Here is a 20,660-nt window from a genome sequence, read left to right as displayed (position 1 = left end):
GGGATGCCAGGCATCCCCTTTTGCGTTTCGCCGATGCCGTCCCGGCGAACTCAGATCACGCGGGGCTCGATTTCCAGGCACACTCCGAAGCGCCTCTCGATGTCATCCCGGACGCGTTGGGCCAATGCCAGCACTTGCCCGCCGCTGGCCTGCCCATGATTGACCAGCACCAGCGCCTGCAAGCGATGCACGCCGACATCGCCCTCGCGATATCCCTTCCAGCCAGCCCGCTCCAGAAGCCAGCCCGCCGCCAGCTTCACCGCATCGTCGGCCTGCGGGTAGGCGACCAGATCGGGATACTGGCTGCGCAGCCGCTCGGCTTGCTCGGCGGAAACCAGCGGGTTCTTGAAGAAACTGCCGGCATTGCCCAGCACGGCGGGATCGGGGAGTTTCTCCTGGCGGATGGCACAGATCGCCCGGCTGACATCCCGGGGTGTCGGCGATTCCACCCCCCGTTCCGCCAGCCACTGGCGCACCGGACCGTAGTCCAGATGGAGTCGCGGCGTGCGCTGCAGCGCGAAACGCACACGCAGGATCAGCCAGCGCCCGGCCTGGCGCTTGAACAGGCTGTCGCGATAGCCGAAGGCACACTCCTCGCGGGCGAACTCGCGCAGTTCGCCGCTCTGCCGGTCGATCGCGACCAGGCTGGCGAGCACATCCTTGATTTCCACGCCATAGGCACCGATGTTCTGCATCGGCGCGGCCCCCACCGTGCCCGGGATCAGGCTGAGGTTCTCCAGCCCCGCCAGCCCCTGCTCCAGCGCATGTTGCACGAAAGGGTGCCAAGGCTCGCCCGCCTCCGCCTCGATCAGCACCCGCTCGCCGTCATCGGCCAGCAACCGCACGCCGCGACTGGCCATACGCAGCACCAGTGCCTCGACATCCCGGGTCAGCAACAGGTTGCTGCCACCGCCCAGCACCAGTAGCGGCAAGCCGCGCTCGGCAGCCAGGACCAGCGCCTCGCGCACCTCGTCGTCGTCATGGGCCTCGGCGAACAACCGGGCGCGCGCCTCCAGGGCAAAGGTGTTGTAGGGCTTGAGGGAAACGTTTTCCCGTAGCTGCAGGCTCACAGACGCCTCCGGATCTCGGCGAGCAGTTCGTCGCCGGCCCGTTCGAGAAGATCGAGAACCCGCTCGAACCCTTCTTCGCCTGCGTAATAAGGATCTGGAACTTCATCCTCCCCCAGCGCATAGCGGCGCAGATAGAGATCCAGCTCGCCAGCCGCTCCCGCCGGGCGAATGGCCTGCAGGTCCCGCAGGTTGCCATGGTCCATGGCCAGGATCAGGTCGAAGCGGGAGAAGTCCTCCCGACAGACCTGACGGGCGCGCAAGGCATCCAGATCGTAGCCGCGCCGGCGGGCAGCCTGCCGCGCACGGATATCCGGCGCCTTGCCCACATGCCAGTCGCCAGTACCGGCCGAGTCGATGCGAATGCGCTCTCCCAGTCCGGCCGCATACGCCCGCTGGCGGAACACGCCCTCGGCAGTGGGCGAACGGCAGATATTGCCGAGACAGACGAATAGAACTCGCATCAGGCCCCCAACAGGCGCCGTACGCGCTCGAGGTCTTCCTGGGTATCCACACCGGCCTGCGGCGCCTCCAGGGCATCAGCCACATGGATGCGCGCACCATGCCAGAGCGCACGCAACTGCTCCAGGCTTTCGACGCTTTCCAGCCAGCACGGCCCCCAGGCGACGAAATCGCGGAGAAAGCCCGCCCGATAGGCGTAGATGCCGATGTGCCGGCGATAAGGCACACCCGCCGGCAAGCATTCGCGGCTGCCGGCGAAGGCATCCCTCGCCCAGGGCAAGGGAGCGCGGCTGAAGGTCAGGGCCAGGCCGTGGATATCGCTCGCGACCTTCACCACATTCGGATTGAACAGGGCCTCGGCGCTGTCGATCGGCTCGGCCAGGGTAGCGATGGCCGCCTCCGGATGGGCCGCCAGGTTTTCCGCCACCTGGTCGATGAGCGCGGGAGGGATCAACGGCTCGTCGCCCTGCACGTTGACCACTACGGCGTCGTCGGCCAGGCTGAGCCGTCCAGCCACTTCGGCCAGCCGATCGGTCCCGGAGTTGTGCTCGACACGGGTCAGCAACGCCTCGGCCCCGAAGGACTGGCAGGCCGCCTCGATGCGCGCATCGTCAGTGGCCACCACCACCCGCTGCGCCCCACTGCGCCGGGCCTGCTCCCAGACATGTTGGATCATCGGCTTGCCGGCGATGTCCTGCAGCGGCTTGCCCGGCAGGCGACTCGAGGCGTAGCGGGCGGGAATCACCACGCAGAAGGCTTTGCTCATTTGTCCAGGCGCTCGTCGACATTGAGCGTGCGGGCCTCGCTCTCCAGCATCACCGGGATGCCGTCGCGCACCGGGAAGGCCAGGGCATCGGCCTTGCAGATCAGCTCGGACTTGTCGTCGGTCAGCTTCAGCGGCCCCTTGCAGATCGGGCAGGCGAGAATGTCGAGTAGTTTCGGGTCCATGGTGAAATCCTGGGAAGGCAATGGAAAGCCGGCGATAGCGCCCGGCAGAGGGACGAACGCTCAGCTCGATGCCAGCAGACGGGCGAGAGCTGCGTCGAACCAGTCGGCGAAGGCCGGAGAAGGGACGGCATCGACGGCCAGATACCAGCAATCGGCAGGAGCGAAGGCCCGGCATTTCACCGCATCCTTTTCCGTCATCACCAGCGGCAGCGCCGGCGAGAAACGCAGTTGCTCGGCGCGATAGCGGGCATGGTCGGCGAAGGCATGCGGAATCGGGCGCCAGTGTAGCGCCTCGAGCGTGGCGAAGAAACGCCGGGGATTGCCGATGCCGGCCAGGGCATGCAGGGCGGTTCCCGGCGGGAAATGATCCAGGGGCCGGCGTTCGCCCGTGGCCATATGAACCAGGGCGCTGGGCAGGAGGGAGAAGGCGTAGCCGCCCGGCGGGTCCCAGGCGGCCCCGTTGTGCAACACCGCATCCACGCTGGCCAGCCGTTCGGCCGGCTCGCGCAGGGGGCCGGCCGGCAGGCAATGGCCGTTGCCGAGGCCGCGCACGGCATCGAGCAGGACCAGCTCCAGATCGCGGGCCAGCCGGTAGTGCTGCAGGCCGTCGTCACTGAGGATGAGATCGAGAGGCTGCTCCTTGAGCAGGGCCCGCACGGCCCGTGGGCGATCCGGATCGATCGCCAGCGGCACGCCCGTGCGCTGGACGATCAACAACGGCTCGTCGCCAGCCTGCCCGGCGCTCTGGTCGGCCGTGACCCGCCAGGGCAGGCGCGGCGGCCTGGCGCCGTAGCCGCGGCTGACCACGCCGACCCGCAGGCCGCGGCGCCGGCAGGCCTCGATCAGCCAGAGAATCAGCGGGGTCTTGCCGGTACCGCCGACGGTGACGTTGCCGACCACCACGACCGGCACCGGCGCCCGGTAGATGCCGCCCTCGCCGCGCAGGAAGCGCTCCCGGCGACGTTGTGCCACACAGCGGAACAACGCTTCCAGCGGGCGCAGCAGGACCAGGGCGGGATGGCCACGGTACCAGGCCTCGAGCAGGCGGTCGGCAAGGGCCATCAGGGCGCCGCCCGGGCCTCGACCGTGGTGATGCGCAGATGGGCGAAGCCGAGCTTGCCGGCGGCATCCATGGCGGTGACGACCGCCCGATGGGGAGTCTTGCCGTCGGCACTGATGACCAGCGGCAGGTCGTTGTCGCCTGCCGACTCCTTCTGCAAGGCGCGCATCAGGCTGTCCAGATCGCTGCTGAGCAGAGCCTGGCCATTGAGCGAATAGCTGCCGCCGGCATCGATCAGCACTTCCAGCCGCTTCGGTTCGGCGCTCTCGGGCGGCGTGCCGCTGACCGCCTCGGGCAGCTCGACCTTGAGCTGGGTTTCGCGGGTGAAGGTCGTGGTGACCACGAAGAACAGCAGCAGGATGAACACGACATCGATCAGGGAAGCCAGATTGATCTCGACGTTCTCCCGCGGTTTGCGCCGGAATTTCACGCCCTTCCCCCGTTGAGATCGACCTCGCGATCGCCCTGCAGCACCTCCACCAGCTTGATCGCCTCCTGTTCCATGCCGACCACCAGTTCATCGACGCGCCGTTGCAGATAACGATGGAAGAACAGCGCGGGAATCGCCACGAACAGACCGGCGGCGGTGGTGATCAGCGCCGTGGAGATACCGCCGGCGAGCTGCGAGGCATTGGCCATCCCGGACCCCATGAAACTGCTGAAAATCTCGATCATGCCCAGCACGGTGCCGAGCAAACCGAGCAAGGGGGCGATGCCGGCGATGGTACCGAGCGCATTGAGGTAGCGCTCCAGATCATGGATGACGCGCGCCGCCGCTTCCTCGATGCACTCCTTCATGACCTCCCGGCCATGCTTGGAATTGGCCAGCCCCGCCGCGAGGATCTGTCCCAGCGGGGAACCCGCCCGCAGTTCCTTGAGCTTGTCGCCATTCAGTTGCTTGTCCTGTATCCAGCGCCAGACCTGTCCGAGCAGATTCGGCGGAGTCACCCGGCCAGGCCGGAGGCTCCAGAGACGCTCGATGATGATGGCGAGGGCGACGATGGAACAGAGAACGATCGGCAGCATCATCCAGCCGCCCGCTTTGACAAGCTCCCACACGGTGGCAAATCCCCTTGGAAAAAGTGGCGCAACTCTAGCACAGGCGTACCTGCTCGCCGACGGCAGTCGTCTCATTTTTCCCGCCAGAAGCGGGGCTCTTCGCGCAGCCCGCGCGCCCGGCCCCAGTCGCCCAGGCGAAACCGCAGGGCCCCCTGGCGCGCAGTATCGTGAATCACGGCCGGCAGCTTCCGGTAACGCTCCACGACCTGCGCATGGGGATGGCCGAAGCCGTTGTTCCAGCCGCGCGAGATCAGCACCGCGCGCGGCGCCAGGGCCTTGAGCAGAGCCGGCGAAGACGAACTGCGGCTGCCGTGGTGAGGCGCCAGCAGCCAGTCGGCGCGCCACTCCGGGTGGCTGTCGAGCAGTGCCCGCTCGGCTGCGGCATCGATATCGCCGGTCAGCAGCAGGCGCTCGCCGGCGGCCTCGACCAGCAGCACGCAGGAAGCCCGATTGCCCTCTTGCACGGCCGTCCAGTGCCAGGTGGCGAAACGCACACCATCCCACTGCCAGGCGCGACGGGCGCAAGGCTGCGCGGCGAGCGCCGCCGATTGCGCCTGCGCCTCGCCGGCGACGACCTCGCCCACCGGCAGAGCGCGCCGCACGGCCAGGGCGCCACCGGCGTGGTCGCCATCGGCATGGCTGAGCAGCAGGCGATCCAGGCGGCCCACGCCGAGATTGCGCAGCGAAGGCAGGACCACGCGCTCGCCCAGATCGAAATCGCCGAAACGCGGCCCAGCATCATAGAGCAGGTCGTGCCCGCGGGTACGCACAAGCACGGCAAGGCCCTGCCCGACATCCAGCAGCCAGACATCGGCCCGTGCCTGCGGGATTCGCTCCTGCGGCGGAAATGCCAGGGGCAGCAGCAGCGCCAGTCCCGGGACACGCAGCGGCACTCCCGCCGGCAGCAGGATCAGCAGGGTCCCGAGCAGCGCCAGCAGCCAGCCCCAGACCGGCACCGCGTGGGGCAGCCAGGCCGGTACGGCGCCGGCGATCTCGCCGAGCAGCCGAAACAGCGTCTCCAGCAAGGCGCCGGCCAGCCAGAGAAGGCCCTCGCCCATTGCCGGCAAGGGCAGCAGCAGGGTTCCGAGCAGAGCCAGCGGGACCACCGCGAAACCGACCCAGGGTACCGCGACCAGATTGGCCAACGGACCGCTGAGACTGATCGGCAGGCCCAAGGCCAGCAACAACGGTAGCAGTCCCAGCGCACTGGTCCACTGCGCTCGCCACAGGGTCTGCCGCCACGACCAGGCACCCAGCCGGCCGCCGAAGGCCAGGACGAGGATCACCACCGCACCGAACGACAGCCAGAACCCCGGCTGCAGGCTGGCCAGGGGCTCGAGCAGCAGTACGCCGTCCAGCGCCAGCAGGATGGGTAGCCAGAGACCCAGGTGGCGGAAACGCAGGCGCCAGAACAGCACCACGGCGAGCATGGCGCAGGCCCGCTGTACTGGTACCCCGAAGCCGGCCAGCCAGCCATAACCGAGCGCGGTGGCGAAGGCCAGGCCGCAGGCACAGGGCAACCAGGGCAGAAAACCCGGCCACAGGCCAAATCTCGCCAGCAGGACCACCAGCCCGTAGACCAGGCCGGCAAGCAGGCCGACATGCTGGCCGGAGATCACCATCAGATGCACGGTGCCGGTATCCTGCAGGAGCTTCCAGTCCGCCACGCTCAGCCCGGACGCGTCGCCCATCACCAGCGCGGCGAGCGCGCCCTCACGGCCATGGGCATCGACCTGCAGCAGGCGCTGGCGCAGGGAATCGCGCCAACCGTCGGCGTTTTCCGGCGTTCCGAGTCGCTCTCCCGCTTTCACCGTCCCGGTGGCGCCGATCCGCTGGGCCAGCAGCCAGGCCTCGTAATCGAAACCCTGCGGGTTGACCAGGCCGCGCGGACGCTTGAGGCTGACCGCCAGGCGCCAGCGCTCCCCGGCGCGGACCTCCGGCCCGGCGTGCCACGCTAGGCGCAGTCGCCCGGGCAGTTCGGCGCGCCGGGAAGAGGCCTCCTCCAGTTGGAAATGCAGCGTGCCGTCGATGCGCGCCGGCAGACCGACCACCAGCCCCTCCAGCCACAGGGTGCGACCATCGAGTTCGACAGGCAACCGTTCCTCCAGCGCCCAGTGCGCCGACAGGCAGGCCCAGCCGAGACCGAAGAGAAAGAGCGCCGGCGAATAGCGACGCGCCGCCAGAAGGATCGCAGCGCCCAGCGCCATCGGCGACCACAGCCACCAGGGCGGTAGGGCCGGAAGGAAACGCAGGACGAGCAGACCTGCGGTGAGCGCCAACATCCCTGTGCGCAACATTCGAGACGACTCCGCAATCGATTCGTCGGAACGGCCAGCGGAATCGGCAGACACAATACCTACAGCGGGCCGTCATCAATGCATGCATAATACTGGCGCTTCGAACTGCCGAGTGTCGCCATGCCCCGTCGCATCTTTAAGCGCTACATGCCGCATCCGGATAGCATCAGGGAACACAAATCCCTGCGCTTTTTGGGCACCCTGATCCACGACCCCAACCTCTGGCACCTGAACCGCCACTCGGTATCGCGCGCCATGCTCGTCGGTCTTTTCAGCGCCTTCATACCGATCCCGATGCAGATGCTTCTCGCCGCCGGCCTGGCCATTCCAGTGCGGGCCAACCTGCCGATCGCCATCGGCCTGGTCTGGCTGACCAACCCCATCACCATGCCGCCGGTGTTCTACTGTACCTACAAGGTCGGCAGTTGGGTTCTGGACACCCCGCCGATAACCCTGCCCAGCGAACTGAGCATGGCCTGGATCAGCGAACGGATAGCCACCCTGTGGGAGCCGATCCTGGTTGGCTCGTTCATCACCGGCGTCGTGCTCGGCGTCGTCGGTTACTTCGCGACCATGCTGTTCTGGCGCTGGTGGGTCCGCCACAACTGGCGCAAGCGTCAGGAAAGACGGCGCAATCCCCAGCCCTGAGGCAAGGCAGCGCCGCTCGGCCCATCACTCGTAGCGCAGGGCCTCGGCCGGCTGGGTGCGGGCGGCACGCCAGGACGGATAGAGGGTGGCGAGAAAACTCAGGACGAGAGCGGCCGTGCAGACCAGCGCCACATCCAGCATCTGCAGGTCGGACGGTAGGTAGCTGACGAAATAGATGTCCGAGCTGAGGATCTGTCGGCCGCTGACCGACTCCAGCCAGCCGATCAGATCGCTGACGTTCAACGCTACTATCATGCCCAACACGGCGCCGATCAGGATGCCGAACGCCCCGATCACCGAGCCCTGCACCATGAAGATCGCCATGATCTGCCCCGGCGTGGCGCCCAGGGTGCGCAGGATGGCGATGTCTGCGCCCTTGTCGGCGACCACCATGATCAGGGTGGCGACGATGTTGAATGCTGCCACTGCGACGATCAGCAACAGCAGCAGCCCGATCATGGTCTTTTCCATCTGCATGGCACTGAACAGGCTACCCTGGGTCTGCGTCCAGTCGACGGCGCGATAGGCCGCGCCGAGCTCGCCGGCGATTCCGCCCGCCACCTTCGGCGCCTGGTACAGATCCTTCAGCGCCAGACGCACACCCTGTACCTGCCCGGGCTGCCAGCGCATCAGGTGCGCCGCATCGGCGACATGAATCAGCGCCAGCGAGCCGTCCAGTTCGGCGCCTATCTTGAAGATCCCGACCACGCTGAGCCGCTGCATGCGCGGGGTGACGCTGCCCGAAGCGCCGTTCAGCTCGGGAACGATCAAGGTCAGCTTGTCGCCGACCTGCAGAGCGAAGCGTCGCGCGGTGATCTCGCCGATGATCGTGCCGAACTCGCCGGGCGCCAAGTCGGTCAGACGGCCCTGCTGCAGGTGGTCGGCGATTATGGACACCTTCGGCTCCTCGAAGGGATCGATCCCCTGGACCTGAATCGGCTGCATCGTCCCCTTGTAGGACAGCATCCCGTCCAGCTCGGTGAGCGGCGCCACGGCCCGTACCTGCGGATTGGCCAGCGCCGTTCCGGCCAGGGAACGCCAGTCGTCGAGCGGCTGTGCGCCGACGATGGCGGCATGCGGCACCATGCCGAGAATCCGTGAACTCATCTCCTTCTGGAAACCGTTCATGACCGACAGCACCACGATCATCGCCAGCACGCCGAGGGCGAGACCGAGCATCGAGGTCAGCGAGATGAAGGAAATGTAGTGGTTGCGCCGTTTGGCCCGGGTATAGCGGGCACCGATATAAACCGCGAGGGGACGAAACATGCTCACTCCGCGACCAGCCGACCGTCTTCGAGACGCAGTATCCGGTCCATCTGGCGGGCCAGTTGGAGATCGTGCGTCACCACCAGGAAAGCCGTTTGCAGGGAGATGCTGAGCTCCAGCATCAACTCCTGGATACCCTGGGCGGTGTGCTGGTCGAGATTGCCGGTCGGCTCGTCGAGCAACACCAGGCCCGGCCGGTTGGCCAGGGCCCGGGCGATCGCCACGCGCTGGCGCTCGCCGCCGGAGAGCTCCGCCGGCTTGTGCCTGAGACGATGGCCCAGGCCGACCCGCTCGAGCAGCGCGGCGGCCCGCTGGCGCGCCTCGGGAATCGCCACCCTGGCGATCAACAGGGGCATGCAGACGTTTTCCAGAGCGGTGAACTCCGGCAACAGGTGATGGAACTGATAGACGAAGCCCAACGCGCGGTTGCGCAGCAGGCCCCGCGCCTTCTCGCTGAGCGCCGAGAGCTCCTCGCCGGCCAGCCACACGCTGCCCTCGCTGGGCGTGTCCAGGCCACCGAGCAGATTGAGCAGGGTGCTCTTGCCGGAACCCGAACTGCCGACGATGGCCACCCGCTCGCCCGGCTGCAGGTCCAGCTCCAGGCCGGAAAGCACCACCACCGACTGCGGGCCCTCCTCGTAGCGCTTGCCCAGGTTACGACAACTGAGAACGGCCCGATCTTTCATGGCAATGTCACTCATAACGCAGGGCCTCCGCGGGCCGGGTACGCGCGGCGCGCCAGGCCGGATACAGGGTGGCGAGGAAACTCAGCGACAGGGCCGCCCCACAGACCAGCAGCACGTCCTCGCCCATCAGTTGCGAAGGCAGGTAATCGATGAAATAGACGTCCGCACTGAGGAACTTGTGGCCCAGCAGCCCCTCGAGGGCGGCGATCCAACTGCCGATGTTGAGCGCGGCGAGAATGCCCAGGGCGCCACCTATCAGGGTGCCGATCACGCCGATCACCGTGCCCTGCACCATGAAGGTGGCCATGATCTGCGCCGGCGTGGCGCCCAGGGTGCGCAGGATGGCGATATCGCCCTTCTTGTCGGTGACCACCATCACCAGCGTGGAAATGATATTGAACGCCGCCACCGCGACGATCAGCAGCAGCAGCAGGCCGATCATGTTCTTTTCCATGCGGATCGCCTGGTACAGATTGCCGTGGCTGCGCGTCCAGTCGCGGGCGTAGAAATCTCCGCCCTTCAGCCGCTCCGCTATCGCCCAGGCGGTCCGCGGCGCCTGGAACAGGTCGGCGAACCTGAGCCGCAGGCCCTGGACCTGGCCGCTTTTCCAGCGCTGCAGCCGCCCGATGTCGTCGAGATGGGCCATGGCCACGTAGCCGTCCAGCTCGCCGGCGCCGACATGGAAGATCCCCTGCACGGTGAAGCGCTTCATTCGAGGAAACATGCCGGCCGGGGTCACCGCCACCTCGGGAGCGATGAAGGTGACCCGGTCGCCGATGCCGACACCCAGCTTGGCAGCGGCCTTGTCGCCGATGAGGATGCCGAACCCGCCCGGCTGCAACGCCGCCAAGCCGCCCTGGCGAAAGAAGTCGCCGATGATCGATACGTGGGGTTCGAGAGCGGGATCGACGGCGTTGATCAGCACCTTCTGTACCTGGCCGTCATGGGTCAGGAGCCCCTGCACCTGGGTGAAGGGCGCCACCGCGACGACCTGCGGATGCGTCCGTGCCTGCGCCGCCAGGCTGCGCCAGTCGTCGATCGGCACCGGACTTTCGATGGTCGCGTGCGGGACCATGCCGAGCACCCGAGTGCGCATCTCGTGGTCGAAACCGTTCATCACCGACAGCACCACGATCATCACCAGCACGCCCAAGGCCAAGCCGATCATCGAGGTCAGGGAAATGAAGGAGACGAAATGGTTGCGCCGCTTGGCACCCGTGTAGCGCAAGCCGATGAAGACGGACAGCGGTCTGAACATAGCGAGGAAATCGTTATCGTCGGCGAAAGGAAAAGCGCCACCCGGCGGAACCTGAAGGCCGAGCCCAACTGTTAAACTCGGGGCCGGCAGTTGGCCTGGGAGATGCCATGTCGACATGGAATCGCCGCGCATACTACCGTATCGCCGCGACGGATGGCATCGGAAATTGCCCGCCCTGCGCGCAGGCTCCCGCCCCGCTTTCGCCCCCTCAACCACGCAGAGCGAAACCGCTCCGAAAGGACCCATAGTGACTCTCATCTACGGCCACCGCGGCGCCAAGGGCGAAGCCCCGGAAAACACTCTAGTCGGCTTCCAGCGCTGTCTCGAACATGGCGTACGACGCTGCGAACTCGATCTGCACCTGTCTCGCGACGGCGAACTGATGGTCATCCACGATCCGACCCTGAAGCGCACCACCGGTCGCCGCGGCAAGGTCAGCGAACAGGATGCCGCCGAACTGGCGAACATCGACGCCCGCCAGGGCGGCCCCGGCTGGGTACAGCCCTGCCCCATCCCGCGCCTTGCCGAACTCTTCGAGAAATGCGACTTCGAACACTGGCAACTGGAAGTGAAGAGCGCTTCGCGGGTACGCGCGACGCGCACCGTACTGGCCATCCAGGAACTCGTCGAGCGCCACGGACTGCGCGAGCGGATCACGGTGACCTCGAGTTCGCGGGAAGTCCTGCGCGCCCTGCGCCGGCTGGCACCCGATCTGTCGCGCGGCCTGGTCGCCGAATACGCCTGGCTCGATCCGCTGAAGGCGGCTCGCAACCATGGCTGCGAACTGCTCGCCCTGAACTGGACGCTGTGTACCCCGGAGCGTTTGAAAAGGGCGCGCCAGATGGGATTGCGGGTATCGGTATGGACGGTGAACGAACCGGCGCTGATGCGCCGGCTCGCCGATTTCGGGGTGGACAGCCTGATCACAGACTTTCCCGGTTTGGCCATTGCCACCCTTGGGAAAGGCTGAAGTCGTCCCCTCCGACCGGCTCAGGCCACCGGTCGGAGCCTCTCAAAAAAGCCGATTGAGACCGTCGTAGGCCGCCACCCGGTAGGCCTCGGCCATGGTCGGGTAGTTGAAGGTGGTGTTGATGAAATACTTGAGGGTATTCGCCTCGCCCTTCTGGTTCATGATCGCCTGGCCGATATGGACGATTTCCGAAGCCTGATAGCCGAAGCAGTGCACGCCGAGGATTTCCAGCGTCTCGCGGTGAAAGAGGATCTTCAGCATGCCGGCCTTCTCGACGGCGATCTGTGCCCGGGCCATGCCCTTGAAGAAGGCCTTGCCGACCTCGTAGGGAACCTTCGCCTGGGTCAGTTCGCGCTCGGTCTTGCCGACCGAACTGATCTCCGGAATGGTGTAGATGCCGGTCGGCACGTCGTCGACGAAACGCCAGCTATCGTTCTCGGTGATACTGCCCGCGGCCGAACGACCCTGGTCATAGGCGGCGCTGGCCAGGCTCGGCCAGCCGATCACGTCACCAGCGGCATAGATGTTGCTGACTTCGGTACGGTAGTGCTCGTCGACCTGGATCTGTCCGCGACCATTGGCCTTGAGACCGATGTTCTCCAGGCCCAGCTTGTCGGTATTGCCGGTACGGCCGTTGCTCCACAGGAAGGCGTCGGCCTTGATCTTCTTGCCGGACTTGAGGTGCAGGATCACCCCGTTGTCCAGGCCTTCGACACGCTCGTATTCCTCGTTGTGGCGGATCAGCACGTTGTTGTTGCGCAGGTGGTAGCTGAGCGAGTCGGAGATTTCGTCGTCGAGGAAACTGAGCAGTTGGTCGCGGTTGTCGATGAGGTCGACCAGCACGCCCAGCCCACTGAAGATGGAGGCATATTCGCAGCCGATCACCCCCGCTCCGTAGATGATCAACCGGCGCGGCGTGTGGCCGAGGCTGAGGATGGTGTCGCTGTCGTAGATGCGCGGATGGGTGAAATCGACATCGGCCGGGCGGTAGGGACGCGACCCGGTGGCGATGACGAACTGCTTGGCCACCAGCGTTTCCACCATACCGTTGAGGTGGACGACCTCGATGGTGTGCTCGTCGCAGAAGCTCGCGGTCCCGAAGAAGGTATCGATACGGTTGCGCGCATAGTAGCCGGTCCGCGAGGAAACCTGCTTGGCGATGACCTGCTCGGCGCTCTTCAGGACATCGGCGAAGGAAAACCAGCGCGGCTCGCCGATCTGGCGGAACAGCGGATTGTTGTTGTACTGCATGATCTGCCGCACCGAGTGGCGCAGCGCCTTGGAGGGAATGGTTCCGAGGTGGGTGCAGTTGCCGCCGACCTGGGGGCGATCATCCACGACCGCTACCTTGCGCCCGGCCTTCACGGCATTCATCGCTGCCCCTTCGCCAGCAGGGCCTGTGCCGATTACCACCACATCGTAGTTATATACAGCCATACTTACTCCTGAAAACGCGCCGGGGCGCCCCCCGGCGCGGTTGACGAATTCGCTCGGAACCCGACTGAATACTCCAACGCCGGTCCCGTCGCTATAGGCCTTTTGGGTATCTCCAGCCCGCCCTAGAGCGGTCAATCCCTGTTGGCGTCATAGGCGAGGCGGGGCTTGGCCGCCTTATCGCTCCCGGCATTCGCCTCTTCGCACTTGTCCTGATCGCCACCGCAGATGGGACAGTCGTCCTTCTCGATCCCCAGGTTGGCGATACCGCCACAGGAGCCGGCGATCGGCTTGCGGCCCATGATCACACCGATGGACATGCCCAGTACCACCAGCAGCATGACGAGAAAAACCAGTACCCAGGTCATTGCTTGTCTCCCTTGCCGAACAGTCGGTCGAAGGTTGCCGTACTTTTGGTGACGAACGCCTGCCCGTCACGAATCACCAGAAAGGCGGCGATACCCCGCTGCTCCGCGAAAGCCAGGCCGCGTTCCTCGCCGAGCACCATCAGGACAGTGGACAGACCGTCCGCCCGGAGAGCCGAAGGGTCCACGACCGTCACCGCGGCCAGCCGGTGGGCGACCGGTGCGCCGAGCCTGGGGTCCACCGTATGGGAATAGCGCTTGCCATTCTGCTCGAAGAAATTGCGGTAGTCTCCCGATGTGGAAACCGCATAGCCGTCGAGGGCGATGATCCGCTGCGCGACCCGTTCGTTGTCATGGGGTGCCTCGATGGCGATCCGCCAGGGCGTGCCGTCGGGCTTGTGCCCCCTGGCCTTGAGTTCGCCGGTGATTTCCACCAGGTAGCTGTCCACGCCCAGCGCCTCGAACCGGGCGGCGACCCGGTCGACCGCATGGCCGGCGGCGATGCTGTTGAAATCCACCTGCACCGGGGCATCCTTGCACAACCGCTCGCCGTCGATGCGCAGATACTGGTGCCCCACGCGCTGGCGCGCCGCGGCGATCGCCTCGGCATCCGGCACCTGTTCGCCATGGCCGTGCGGACCGAAGCCCCAGAGATCGAGCAGGGGGCCGACGGTCAGATCCAGCGCGCCCTCGCTCTCCACGGAAAGACGTTCGCCGGCGGCCACCAGGGTGCGCACCTCGTCCGGCACCGCTGCGCAACTGCCCGTGGGAAGCGTGTTGAAGCGTTCGATATCCGAGTCGGAACGGTAGGTGGACACCTGTCGATCGAGATCGGCCAGGATCGCCTCGGTCTCGCGCTGCAACTCCTCCTTGGCAGGAGTTCCCCGGCGCTGGACGTACTTCACCGAATAGGTACTGCCCATGGTCGGGCCGACGAAGCTTTCCACCTGTTCAGAAAACATACAGCCCGCCATCGTGGCCGCCAAGGCGGCCACGATGGCGGGCTTCAGCAGTGCAGCGACCACCTCTAGCCGCCGAAATCATCGAGCAGGATATTCTCCCGTTCGACGCCCAGATCGAGCAGCATCTTGATCACCGCCGCGTTCATCATCGGCGGGCCGCACATGTAGAACTCGCAGTCCTCCGGAGCCGGATGGTCCTTCAGGCAGTTCTCGTAGAGCACGTTGTGGATGAAGCCGGTCAGCCCCGTCCAGTTGTCCTCGGGCTGCGGGTCGGACAACGCCAGGTGCCAGCGGAAGTTCGGGTTCTCCGCCTGCAACTGATCGTACTCCTCGACGTAGAAGGCCTCGCGCAGGGAGCGTGCACCGTACCAGAAGCTCATCTTGCGCTTGGATTTCAGGCGCTTGAGCTGGTCGAAGATGTGCGAACGCATCGGCGCCATGCCGGCGCCGCCGCCGATGAACACCATCTCGGCATCGGTGTCCCTGGCGAAGAACTCACCGAAGGGACCGTATACCGTGACCTTGTCGCCCGGCTTCAGGTTGAACACGAAGGAAGACATCTTGCCCGGCGGAATGTCGTCGCGGTTCGGCGGCGGCGAGGCGATGCGGATGTTGAACTTGACGATGCCTTTCTCTTCCGGATAGTTCGCCATGGAGTAGGCGCGGATCGTCGTCTCGTCCACCTTGGAGACGAAGCGCCACATGTTGAACTTGTCCCAGTCGCCGCGGTATTCCTCCTGGATGTCGAAATCCTTGTAGTGGACCACGTGCGGCGGGCACTCCAGCTGGACATAGCCGCCGGCGCGGAAGTCCACGCTCTCGCCTTCCGGCAGGCGCAGGGTCAGTTCCTTGATGAAGGTGGCCACGTTGGGGTTGGACTCCACCGTGCACTCCCACTTCTTCACACCGAAGACTTCTTCCGGCACTTCGATCCTCATGTCCTGCTTGACCGGGGTCTGGCAGGACAGGCGCCAGCCCTCCTTGGCCTGGCGGCGGGTGAAGTGCGACTCCTCGGTGGGCAGCATCTCGCCGCCGCCGGACTCGACGACGCACTTGCACTGCGCGCAGGTGCCACCGCCACCGCAGGCGGAGGACAGGAAGATATTGTTGGCCGCCAGGGTCTGCAGCAGTTTGCCGCCGGCCGGCACGGTAATGCTGCGCTCGCCGTTGATCTCGATGCTCACGTCGCCGCTGGACACCAGCCTGGCGCGGGCGGCGAGGATGATCACCACCAGCGCCAGCACGATGGCGGTGAACATGCCGATGGCGAGGAATATTTCGTTACTCATCTGCTCATCCCATCCTTACAGCTGAATGCCGGAGAAAGACATGAAGCCGAGGGACATCAGGCCAATGGTGATGAAGGCGATCCCCAGCCCCTGCAGCCCTTCGGGCACGTCGCTGTATTTCAGCTTCTCGCGGATACCGGCGAGCAAGGCGATGGCCAGCGCCCAGGAGAAACCCGAGCCGATGCCGTAGACCACGCTTTCCGGGAAGTTGTAGTCGCGCTCGACCATGAACAGCGAGCCGGCCATGATGGCGCAGTTCACCGTGATCAGCGGCAGGTAGATGCCCAGCGCGTTGTAGAGCGAGGGTACGTACTTGTCCAGGAGCATCTCGAGGATCTGCACGATGGCGGCGATCACCCCGATGTAGCTCAGAAAGCCGAGGAAGCTGAGGTCGATGTCGGGCAGGCCGGCCCAGGCCAGCGCCCCTTCCTTGAGCAGATAGGCATAGAGCAGGTTGTTGGCCGGCACGGTGATGGCCTGGACCACCACGACCGCGATGCCGAGGCCGATGGCGGTCTCCACCTTCTTGGAGATGGCGATGAAGGTGCACATGCCGAGGAAGAACGCCAAGGCCATGTTCTCGATGAACACGGACTTCACGAACAGGCTGATGTAGTGCTCCATTAGTAAGCCTCCTTGTTCGAGACCTGCGGGGCCAGGCGGTAGGCCGGCTTCTCGACCTGATCCCGCCTCCAGGTGCGCAGGCCCCAGACGATCAGACCGATGAGGAAGAAGGCCGAGGGCGGCAACAGCAGCAGCCCGTTGGGCTGATACCAGCCACCGTCGTTGACGACCGGAATGATGGTGAAGCCGAACAGTTTGCCGGCGCCGAACAACTCGCGGAAAAAGCCCAGCACGATCAGCATGACGCTATAGCCCAGGCCGTTGCCGATACCATCGTAGAACGACAGGGCCGGCGGGTTCTGCATGGCGAAGGCCTCGGCACGCCCCATCACGATGCAGTTGGTGATGATCAGGCCGACGAACACCGAGAGCTGCTTGGACAGCCCGTAGGCGAAGGCCTTGAGCAACTGGTCGACCACGATCACCAGCGAGGCGATGATCACCATCTGCACGATCATGCGGATCGAACTGGGGATCTGGCTGCGGATCATCGAGATGAACATGCTCGAGCAGGCCGTCACCAGGGTCAGCCCGATGGCCATCACCAGCGCGGTCTTCAGGTTCGAGGTGACCGCCAGCGCCGAACAGATACCGAGGATCTGCAGGCCGATGGGGTTGTTGCTGAAGATCGGATTTAACAGGACTTCCTTGATGGTCGGTTGCGCCATGCTCAGGCCCCCCCATTGCGCAGGTTAGCGATAAACGGACCAAAACCCTTCTGACCGAGCCAGAAGCGCAGCAGATTCTCGACACCGTTGCTGGTCAAGGTCGCGCCGGCCAGGCCGTCGACCTGATGGATTGCCTTCGGGTTTTGCGAATCGACGTTGCCCTTGACGATGTCCACAGCCAGGCGGCCATCCTCGTCGAACAGGGTCTTGCCCGGCCACAGGGCCTTCCATTTCGGATTGTCCACCTCGCCGCCCAGACCGGGAGTCTCGGCATGCTGGTAGAAGCCCATGCCGGCCACGGTATTCAGGTCGCCCTTGAGCGCCATGAAGCCGTACAGGGTCGACCACAGGCCGTAGCCGCGTACCGGCAGGATCAGGGTATCGAGCCGGCCATCCTTCTCCACCAGATAAACGGTGCTGAAGCGCTCGCGGCGCTTGATCGAGGCGATGTCCTGCTCGCCCGGCAAGGCATCGGACAGCTTGGAATCCTTGGCCGCCTTGAGCGGATCGAAGGTGCTCGCGTCCTGCGCATCGCTGAACCTGCCACTTTCCAAGTCCACCACCTTGGCGACGATGCGCTCCTTGTACAGTTCCTTGACCTGCTTGCCGGACAGGTCGGCATCGCCGAGCCCGGCGATCGCCAGGATGCTGCGCTGCTTGTCCAGCTCCTTGTTCTCGACCTGGGTCGACTTCAGTGCCACGGCTGCACCGGCGACGAACACCGAACACACCAGGCAGACCACCAGGGCCACCGTCAGCGTGCGGACGGTGGATTCTTTCTGATTAGACATTGCGTGCCAGCCTCCGCTTGATGTTGGCCTGAACGACGAAGTGGTCGATCAGCGGTGCGCACAGGTTGCCGAACAGGATCGCCAGCATCATGCCCTCGGGGAAGGCCGGGTTGACCACACGAATCAATACGACCATCACCCCGATGAGGATGCCGAACGCCCACTTGCCGGTATTGGTCATGGATGCCGAAACCGGATCGGTGGCCATGAACAGCGTGCCGAAGGCGAAGCCACCGGCGACCAGATGCCAGTACCAGGGCATGGCGAACATGGGGTTGGTATCGGAGCCGATCAGGTTGAACAGGCTGCTCAGGACGACCATGCCGACCATCACGCCGGCGACGATGCGCCAGGCTGCGATCTTGGTCAGCAACAGCACGGCACCGCCGATGAGGATGGCCAGGGTGCTGGTCTCGCCGATGGAGCCCTGCTCGATGCCCAGGAAGGCATCCATCCAACTGACACCGGCGGACACCACGCCTTCGACACCCCCGGCAGCGGCCAGGCTGAGGGCGGTGGCGCCGGCATAGCCATCGACGGCGGTCCACACGCCATCGCCGGACAGTTGCGCCGGGTAGGCGAAGAACAGGAAAGCCCGGCCGACCAGCGCCGGGTTGAGGAAGTTCTTGCCCGTACCGCCGAACACTTCCTTGCCGATCACCACGCCGAAACTGATGCCCATGGCCACCTGCCAGAGGGGAATGCTCGGCGGCAGGGTCAGGGAGAACAGCACGGAGGTGACGAAGAAGCCCTCGTTGATCTCATGCTTGCGCACCGAAGCGAACAGCACTTCCCAGAAGCCGCCGACGATGAAGGTCACCGCATAGATCGGCAGGAAGTAGGCAGCCCCCTGCACGAAACAGTCCCACAGGCTGTTCGGATCGAATCCGGCCAGGGCGCCGGTCAGGGCGAAACGCCAGCCACCCTGGGCCGCCAGCAGTTCGGGGTTTCCGGCGAAGATCAGGTTGGCCTGGTAGCCGGTGTTCCACATGCCGAAGAACATCGCCGGGAAGGTACAGAGCCAGACCAGGATCATCATCCGCTTGAGATCGATGCCATCGCGCACATGGGCAGTGGTCTTGGTCACGCTGGCCGGGCGGTAGAGGAAGGTATCGACGGCCTCGTAAAGGGCGTACCACTTCTCGAATCTGCCGCCCTTTTCGAAATTGTGCTCGATCTTATCGAGAAACGCTCGGATTACCATCGATCAACCCTCTTTCTCGATACGGGTGAGGTTGTCCCGGAGAATCGGGCCGTACTCGTACTTGCCGGCACAGACATAGCTGCACAGGGCCAGATCCTCTTCGTCCAGCTCCAGCACGCCGAGCTTCTGCGCCATCTCGGTGTCGCCGACGATCAGGCTGCGCAGCAACTGGGTCGGCAGGATATCCAGCGGCATCACCTCTTCGTAGTTGCCGACCGGCACCATGGCGCGCGGGCTGCCGTTGGTGGTGGTGGAAAAGGCGAAGCGCTTGTCCTCCGCCAATTTGGAAACGAACACGTTGAGCAGCGAATGCTTCTCCGTGCCCGCGCGCAGGTAATGCAGCAGCTCCCGCTCGTCGCCCTCCCTCAGGCAGGACACCTGCAGGTGGTAGCGACCAAGGTAGGCGAAGGCACCGTGCGCCGTGCGGCCGCCGAGCAGCGAGCCGGACACCACACGGTTGTAGCCGGGCTGCAATTCGCCGGCGGTCAGTTCGTCGAGGCAGGCGCCCAGGCGGGTACGCAGCAGGCGCGGACGCTCGACCACCGGCCCGCCCAGGGCGACGACGCGCTCGACCGACAACCGGCCGCTGGTGAACAGCTTGCCGATGGCGATCACATCCTGATAGTTGATGGTCCAGACGGTCTTGCCGCTGCCGACCGGATCGAGGAAGTGGATGTGGGTACCGGCCAGGCCGGCCGGATGCGGACCGGCGAAAGCCTCGGCCCGCACCTTGGCCAGTTGTTCGCCGGGCAAGGCGACACGGTCGGCCTTGCACAGGTAGACCCCGGCGAGATTGCCGAGCACCTTGAGACCGTTCTCGAAATCCGCCGCCCGCTCGGTGATGATCAGCGCCGGATTCGCCGCCAGCGGATGGGTGTCGAGCGCGGTGACGAAGATCGAACTGGGCGTCGCGTCGATAGCCGGTACGCGACTGAACGGACGGGTACGCAACGCGGTCCAAAGCCCGGAACGCTGCAGATTCTCGCGTACTTGCTCGCTGCTCAGGCTTTCCAGTTGCTCCTGCGGATACTGGACGAAGATTTCCTCTTCGTCGCCCTCCAGGTCGATGACCACCGACTGGAGGACGCGCTGGGCACCGCGGTGGATGGCGCTGACGACCCCGGCCCCCGGAGCGGTGTATTGAACCCCGGGGGTCCTCTTGTCGCTGAACAGGACTTGACCGAGCTTGACCCGGTCGCCGACCTGCACGTTCATGGTTGGCTTCATGCCGTGATAGTCGAAGCCTATCACGGCTACGCTGCGAACCGGTCTCGCAGCTTCTATGCGCTGCGTCGGCTCGCCTGTGATGGGCAAGTCGAGCCCTCGTTTGATTCTGATCATAGGTTCAAGGCCTAACCCATTGATTTAAAAGCAAAATTTCAGGACTCAAGGCAGCATTGATCAAGAAACGGCGCGGCAAGCCGCAACCGTTCCTGCGCTCTGCAGTCTTCGAATCCAGGAAAAAAATCCGCCCGATTATAGGGATGCCGTGGGGTGATAACCACCCAAGAGCTTGTTTTTTATGGTTTCTTGAAGAGAATTTTTCTTTTTGGCATGTGCAGTGACAGGGACGTGCGAAGAGCCCAAACGAAAACGGGA

22 protein-coding genes are annotated in these 20,660 nt (G+C 65.1%); 2 read left to right on the top strand and 20 right to left on the bottom strand.

Translation table 11 applies throughout. The annotated features are described in order from the left end of the window. Window positions 1–50 precede the first annotated feature (50 nt). The 8 genes from murB to AVCA_RS06695 all read right to left on the bottom strand — a co-directional run bounded on the left by murB (window position 51) and on the right by AVCA_RS06695 (window position 6,878). Complete coding sequence (gene murB / locus AVCA_RS06730; RefSeq protein ID WP_012700115.1) at window positions 51–1,070, bottom strand: UDP-N-acetylmuramate dehydrogenase; 1,020 nt, start codon at window positions 1,068–1,070, stop codon at window positions 51–53. Next, window positions 1,067–1,531 (bottom strand): low molecular weight protein-tyrosine-phosphatase, encoded by a 465-nt coding sequence (locus AVCA_RS06725; RefSeq protein WP_012700114.1) that lies wholly within the window; start codon window positions 1,529–1,531, stop codon window positions 1,067–1,069. The genes murB and AVCA_RS06725 overlap by 4 nt, the downstream gene beginning before the upstream one ends. After that, a complete protein-coding gene (gene kdsB, locus AVCA_RS06720) occupies window positions 1,531–2,295 on the bottom strand; it encodes a 3-deoxy-manno-octulosonate cytidylyltransferase (protein ID WP_012700113.1) in 765 nt (254 codons plus the stop codon). The genes AVCA_RS06725 and kdsB overlap by 1 nt, the downstream gene beginning before the upstream one ends. After that, a complete protein-coding gene (locus AVCA_RS06715) occupies window positions 2,292–2,477 on the bottom strand; it encodes a Trm112 family protein (protein WP_012700112.1) in 186 nt (61 codons plus the stop codon). The genes kdsB and AVCA_RS06715 overlap by 4 nt, the downstream gene beginning before the upstream one ends. A gap of 60 nt (window positions 2,478–2,537) precedes the next feature. Beyond that, window positions 2,538–3,539, bottom strand: coding sequence for a tetraacyldisaccharide 4'-kinase (lpxK, locus tag AVCA_RS06710; RefSeq protein WP_012700111.1), 1,002 nt, complete (start codon window positions 3,537–3,539; stop codon window positions 2,538–2,540). After that, on the bottom strand, window positions 3,539–3,967 hold the full coding sequence (locus tag AVCA_RS06705; RefSeq protein WP_012700110.1) for an ExbD/TolR family protein: 429 nt from the start codon (window positions 3,965–3,967) through the stop codon (window positions 3,539–3,541). The genes lpxK and AVCA_RS06705 overlap by 1 nt, the downstream gene beginning before the upstream one ends. Then, the gene (locus AVCA_RS06700; protein ID WP_041807047.1) at window positions 3,964–4,596 is read right to left on the bottom strand and encodes a MotA/TolQ/ExbB proton channel family protein; all 633 of its coding nucleotides are present in this window, start codon (window positions 4,594–4,596) and stop codon (window positions 3,964–3,966) included. The genes AVCA_RS06705 and AVCA_RS06700 overlap by 4 nt, the downstream gene beginning before the upstream one ends. Window positions 4,597–4,667: 71 nt before the next feature. Further along, on the bottom strand, window positions 4,668–6,878 hold the full coding sequence (locus AVCA_RS06695) for a DNA internalization-related competence protein ComEC/Rec2 (protein ID WP_156483617.1): 2,211 nt from the start codon (window positions 6,876–6,878) through the stop codon (window positions 4,668–4,670). 135 nt (window positions 6,879–7,013) lie between these two features. On the opposite strand from AVCA_RS06695, the gene AVCA_RS06690 reads away from it, so the two are divergent. Beyond that, window positions 7,014–7,541 carry a DUF2062 domain-containing protein gene (locus tag AVCA_RS06690; RefSeq protein ID WP_012700107.1) on the top strand — a complete coding sequence of 176 codons (528 nt, stop codon included), beginning with the start codon at window positions 7,014–7,016 and terminating at the stop codon, window positions 7,539–7,541. 24 nt (window positions 7,542–7,565) lie between these two features. On the opposite strand, the gene AVCA_RS06685 is transcribed toward AVCA_RS06690, so the two are convergent. The 3 genes from AVCA_RS06685 to AVCA_RS06675 are packed head-to-tail and all read right to left on the bottom strand — an operon-like array spanning window position 7,566 to window position 10,754. Continuing rightward, window positions 7,566–8,810, bottom strand: a complete 1,245-nt coding sequence (locus tag AVCA_RS06685) for a lipoprotein-releasing ABC transporter permease subunit (protein WP_012700106.1) — start codon at window positions 8,808–8,810, stop codon at window positions 7,566–7,568. 2 nt (window positions 8,811–8,812) lie between these two features. Next, entirely contained in the window at window positions 8,813–9,511 is a 699-nt protein-coding gene (gene lolD, locus AVCA_RS06680; RefSeq protein ID WP_012700105.1) for a lipoprotein-releasing ABC transporter ATP-binding protein LolD, read from the bottom strand. Continuing rightward, complete coding sequence (locus AVCA_RS06675; protein ID WP_012700104.1) at window positions 9,504–10,754, bottom strand: lipoprotein-releasing ABC transporter permease subunit; 1,251 nt, start codon at window positions 10,752–10,754, stop codon at window positions 9,504–9,506. The genes lolD and AVCA_RS06675 overlap by 8 nt, the downstream gene beginning before the upstream one ends. A gap of 247 nt (window positions 10,755–11,001) precedes the next feature. On the opposite strand from AVCA_RS06675, the gene AVCA_RS06670 reads away from it, so the two are divergent. Further along, window positions 11,002–11,724, top strand: a complete 723-nt coding sequence (locus tag AVCA_RS06670; protein ID WP_012700103.1) for a glycerophosphodiester phosphodiesterase — start codon at window positions 11,002–11,004, stop codon at window positions 11,722–11,724. A 42-nt stretch (window positions 11,725–11,766) separates the two neighbouring features. On the opposite strand, the gene sthA is transcribed toward AVCA_RS06670, so the two are convergent. The 9 genes from sthA to AVCA_RS06625 form a co-directional block, all read right to left on the bottom strand. Beyond that, a complete protein-coding gene (sthA, locus tag AVCA_RS06665) occupies window positions 11,767–13,161 on the bottom strand; it encodes a Si-specific NAD(P)(+) transhydrogenase (protein ID WP_012700102.1) in 1,395 nt (464 codons plus the stop codon). Window positions 13,162–13,292: 131 nt separating this feature from the next. Further along, complete coding sequence (gene nqrM, locus AVCA_RS06660; RefSeq protein ID WP_012700101.1) at window positions 13,293–13,526, bottom strand: (Na+)-NQR maturation NqrM; 234 nt, start codon at window positions 13,524–13,526, stop codon at window positions 13,293–13,295. Beyond that, complete coding sequence (locus AVCA_RS06655; protein WP_373878236.1) at window positions 13,523–14,485, bottom strand: FAD:protein FMN transferase; 963 nt, start codon at window positions 14,483–14,485, stop codon at window positions 13,523–13,525. Before AVCA_RS06655 ends, nqrM begins: the two co-directional genes overlap by 4 nt. Window positions 14,486–14,550: 65 nt before the next feature. Beyond that, a complete protein-coding gene (gene nqrF / locus AVCA_RS06650) occupies window positions 14,551–15,774 on the bottom strand; it encodes an NADH:ubiquinone reductase (Na(+)-transporting) subunit F (RefSeq protein ID WP_012700099.1) in 1,224 nt (407 codons plus the stop codon). 15 nt (window positions 15,775–15,789) lie between these two features. Further along, on the bottom strand, window positions 15,790–16,398 hold the full coding sequence (nqrE, locus tag AVCA_RS06645; protein WP_012700098.1) for an NADH:ubiquinone reductase (Na(+)-transporting) subunit E: 609 nt from the start codon (window positions 16,396–16,398) through the stop codon (window positions 15,790–15,792). Then, complete coding sequence (locus AVCA_RS06640; RefSeq protein WP_175555953.1) at window positions 16,398–17,072, bottom strand: NADH:ubiquinone reductase (Na(+)-transporting) subunit D; 675 nt, start codon at window positions 17,070–17,072, stop codon at window positions 16,398–16,400. Before AVCA_RS06640 ends, nqrE begins: the two co-directional genes overlap by 1 nt. Then, window positions 17,069–17,857 carry a Na(+)-translocating NADH-quinone reductase subunit C gene (locus tag AVCA_RS06635; RefSeq protein ID WP_012700096.1) on the bottom strand — a complete coding sequence of 263 codons (789 nt, stop codon included), beginning with the start codon at window positions 17,855–17,857 and terminating at the stop codon, window positions 17,069–17,071. The genes AVCA_RS06640 and AVCA_RS06635 overlap by 4 nt, the downstream gene beginning before the upstream one ends. Next, the gene (locus tag AVCA_RS06630; RefSeq protein ID WP_012700095.1) at window positions 17,850–19,061 is read right to left on the bottom strand and encodes an NADH:ubiquinone reductase (Na(+)-transporting) subunit B; all 1,212 of its coding nucleotides are present in this window, start codon (window positions 19,059–19,061) and stop codon (window positions 17,850–17,852) included. The genes AVCA_RS06635 and AVCA_RS06630 overlap by 8 nt, the downstream gene beginning before the upstream one ends. 3 nt (window positions 19,062–19,064) lie before the next feature. Further along, complete coding sequence (locus AVCA_RS06625; protein WP_012700094.1) at window positions 19,065–20,402, bottom strand: Na(+)-translocating NADH-quinone reductase subunit A; 1,338 nt, start codon at window positions 20,400–20,402, stop codon at window positions 19,065–19,067. Window positions 20,403–20,660 lie beyond the last annotated feature (258 nt).

Source organism: Azotobacter vinelandii CA (assembly GCF_000380335.1).
Lineage (GTDB): Bacteria > Pseudomonadota > Gammaproteobacteria > Pseudomonadales > Pseudomonadaceae > Azotobacter > Azotobacter vinelandii.
The sequence above is the reverse complement of the archived record's forward strand: the minus strand, read 5'-3'. Positions and strand labels throughout refer to the sequence as shown.

Bases quoted from the DNA above. Each gene is read 5' to 3' on its own strand.
- AVCA_RS06725 (WP_012700114.1), bottom strand. From the start codon at position 1,531: ATGCGAGTTCTATTCGTCTGTCTCGGCAATATCTGCCGTTCGCCCACT.
- AVCA_RS06675 (WP_012700104.1), bottom strand. From the start codon at position 10,754: ATGTTCAGACCGCTGTCCGTCTTCATCGGCTTGCGCTACACGGGTGCC.
- AVCA_RS06690 (WP_012700107.1), top strand. From the start codon at position 7,014: ATGCCCCGTCGCATCTTTAAGCGCTACATGCCGCATCCGGATAGCATC.
- AVCA_RS06635 (WP_012700096.1), bottom strand. From the start codon at position 17,857: ATGTCTAATCAGAAAGAATCCACCGTCCGCACGCTGACGGTGGCCCTG.
- nqrF (WP_012700099.1), bottom strand. From the start codon at position 15,774: ATGAGTAACGAAATATTCCTCGCCATCGGCATGTTCACCGCCATCGTG.
- AVCA_RS06685 (WP_012700106.1), bottom strand. From the start codon at position 8,810: ATGTTTCGTCCCCTCGCGGTTTATATCGGTGCCCGCTATACCCGGGCC.
- nqrM (WP_012700101.1), bottom strand. From the start codon at position 13,526: ATGACCTGGGTACTGGTTTTTCTCGTCATGCTGCTGGTGGTACTGGGC.
- AVCA_RS06630 (WP_012700095.1), bottom strand. From the start codon at position 19,061: ATGGTAATCCGAGCGTTTCTCGATAAGATCGAGCACAATTTCGAAAAG.
- AVCA_RS06655 (WP_373878236.1), bottom strand. From the start codon at position 14,485: ATGTTTTCTGAACAGGTGGAAAGCTTCGTCGGCCCGACCATGGGCAGT.
- AVCA_RS06695 (WP_156483617.1), bottom strand. From the start codon at position 6,878: ATGTTGGCGCTCACCGCAGGTCTGCTCGTCCTGCGTTTCCTTCCGGCC.
- lolD (WP_012700105.1), bottom strand. From the start codon at position 9,511: ATGAGTGACATTGCCATGAAAGATCGGGCCGTTCTCAGTTGTCGTAAC.
- AVCA_RS06625 (WP_012700094.1), bottom strand. From the start codon at position 20,402: ATGATCAGAATCAAACGAGGGCTCGACTTGCCCATCACAGGCGAGCCG.
- kdsB (WP_012700113.1), bottom strand. From the start codon at position 2,295: ATGAGCAAAGCCTTCTGCGTGGTGATTCCCGCCCGCTACGCCTCGAGT.
- lpxK (WP_012700111.1), bottom strand. From the start codon at position 3,539: ATGGCCCTTGCCGACCGCCTGCTCGAGGCCTGGTACCGTGGCCATCCC.
- nqrE (WP_012700098.1), bottom strand. From the start codon at position 16,398: ATGGAGCACTACATCAGCCTGTTCGTGAAGTCCGTGTTCATCGAGAAC.
- sthA (WP_012700102.1), bottom strand. From the start codon at position 13,161: ATGGCTGTATATAACTACGATGTGGTGGTAATCGGCACAGGCCCTGCT.
- AVCA_RS06715 (WP_012700112.1), bottom strand. From the start codon at position 2,477: ATGGACCCGAAACTACTCGACATTCTCGCCTGCCCGATCTGCAAGGGG.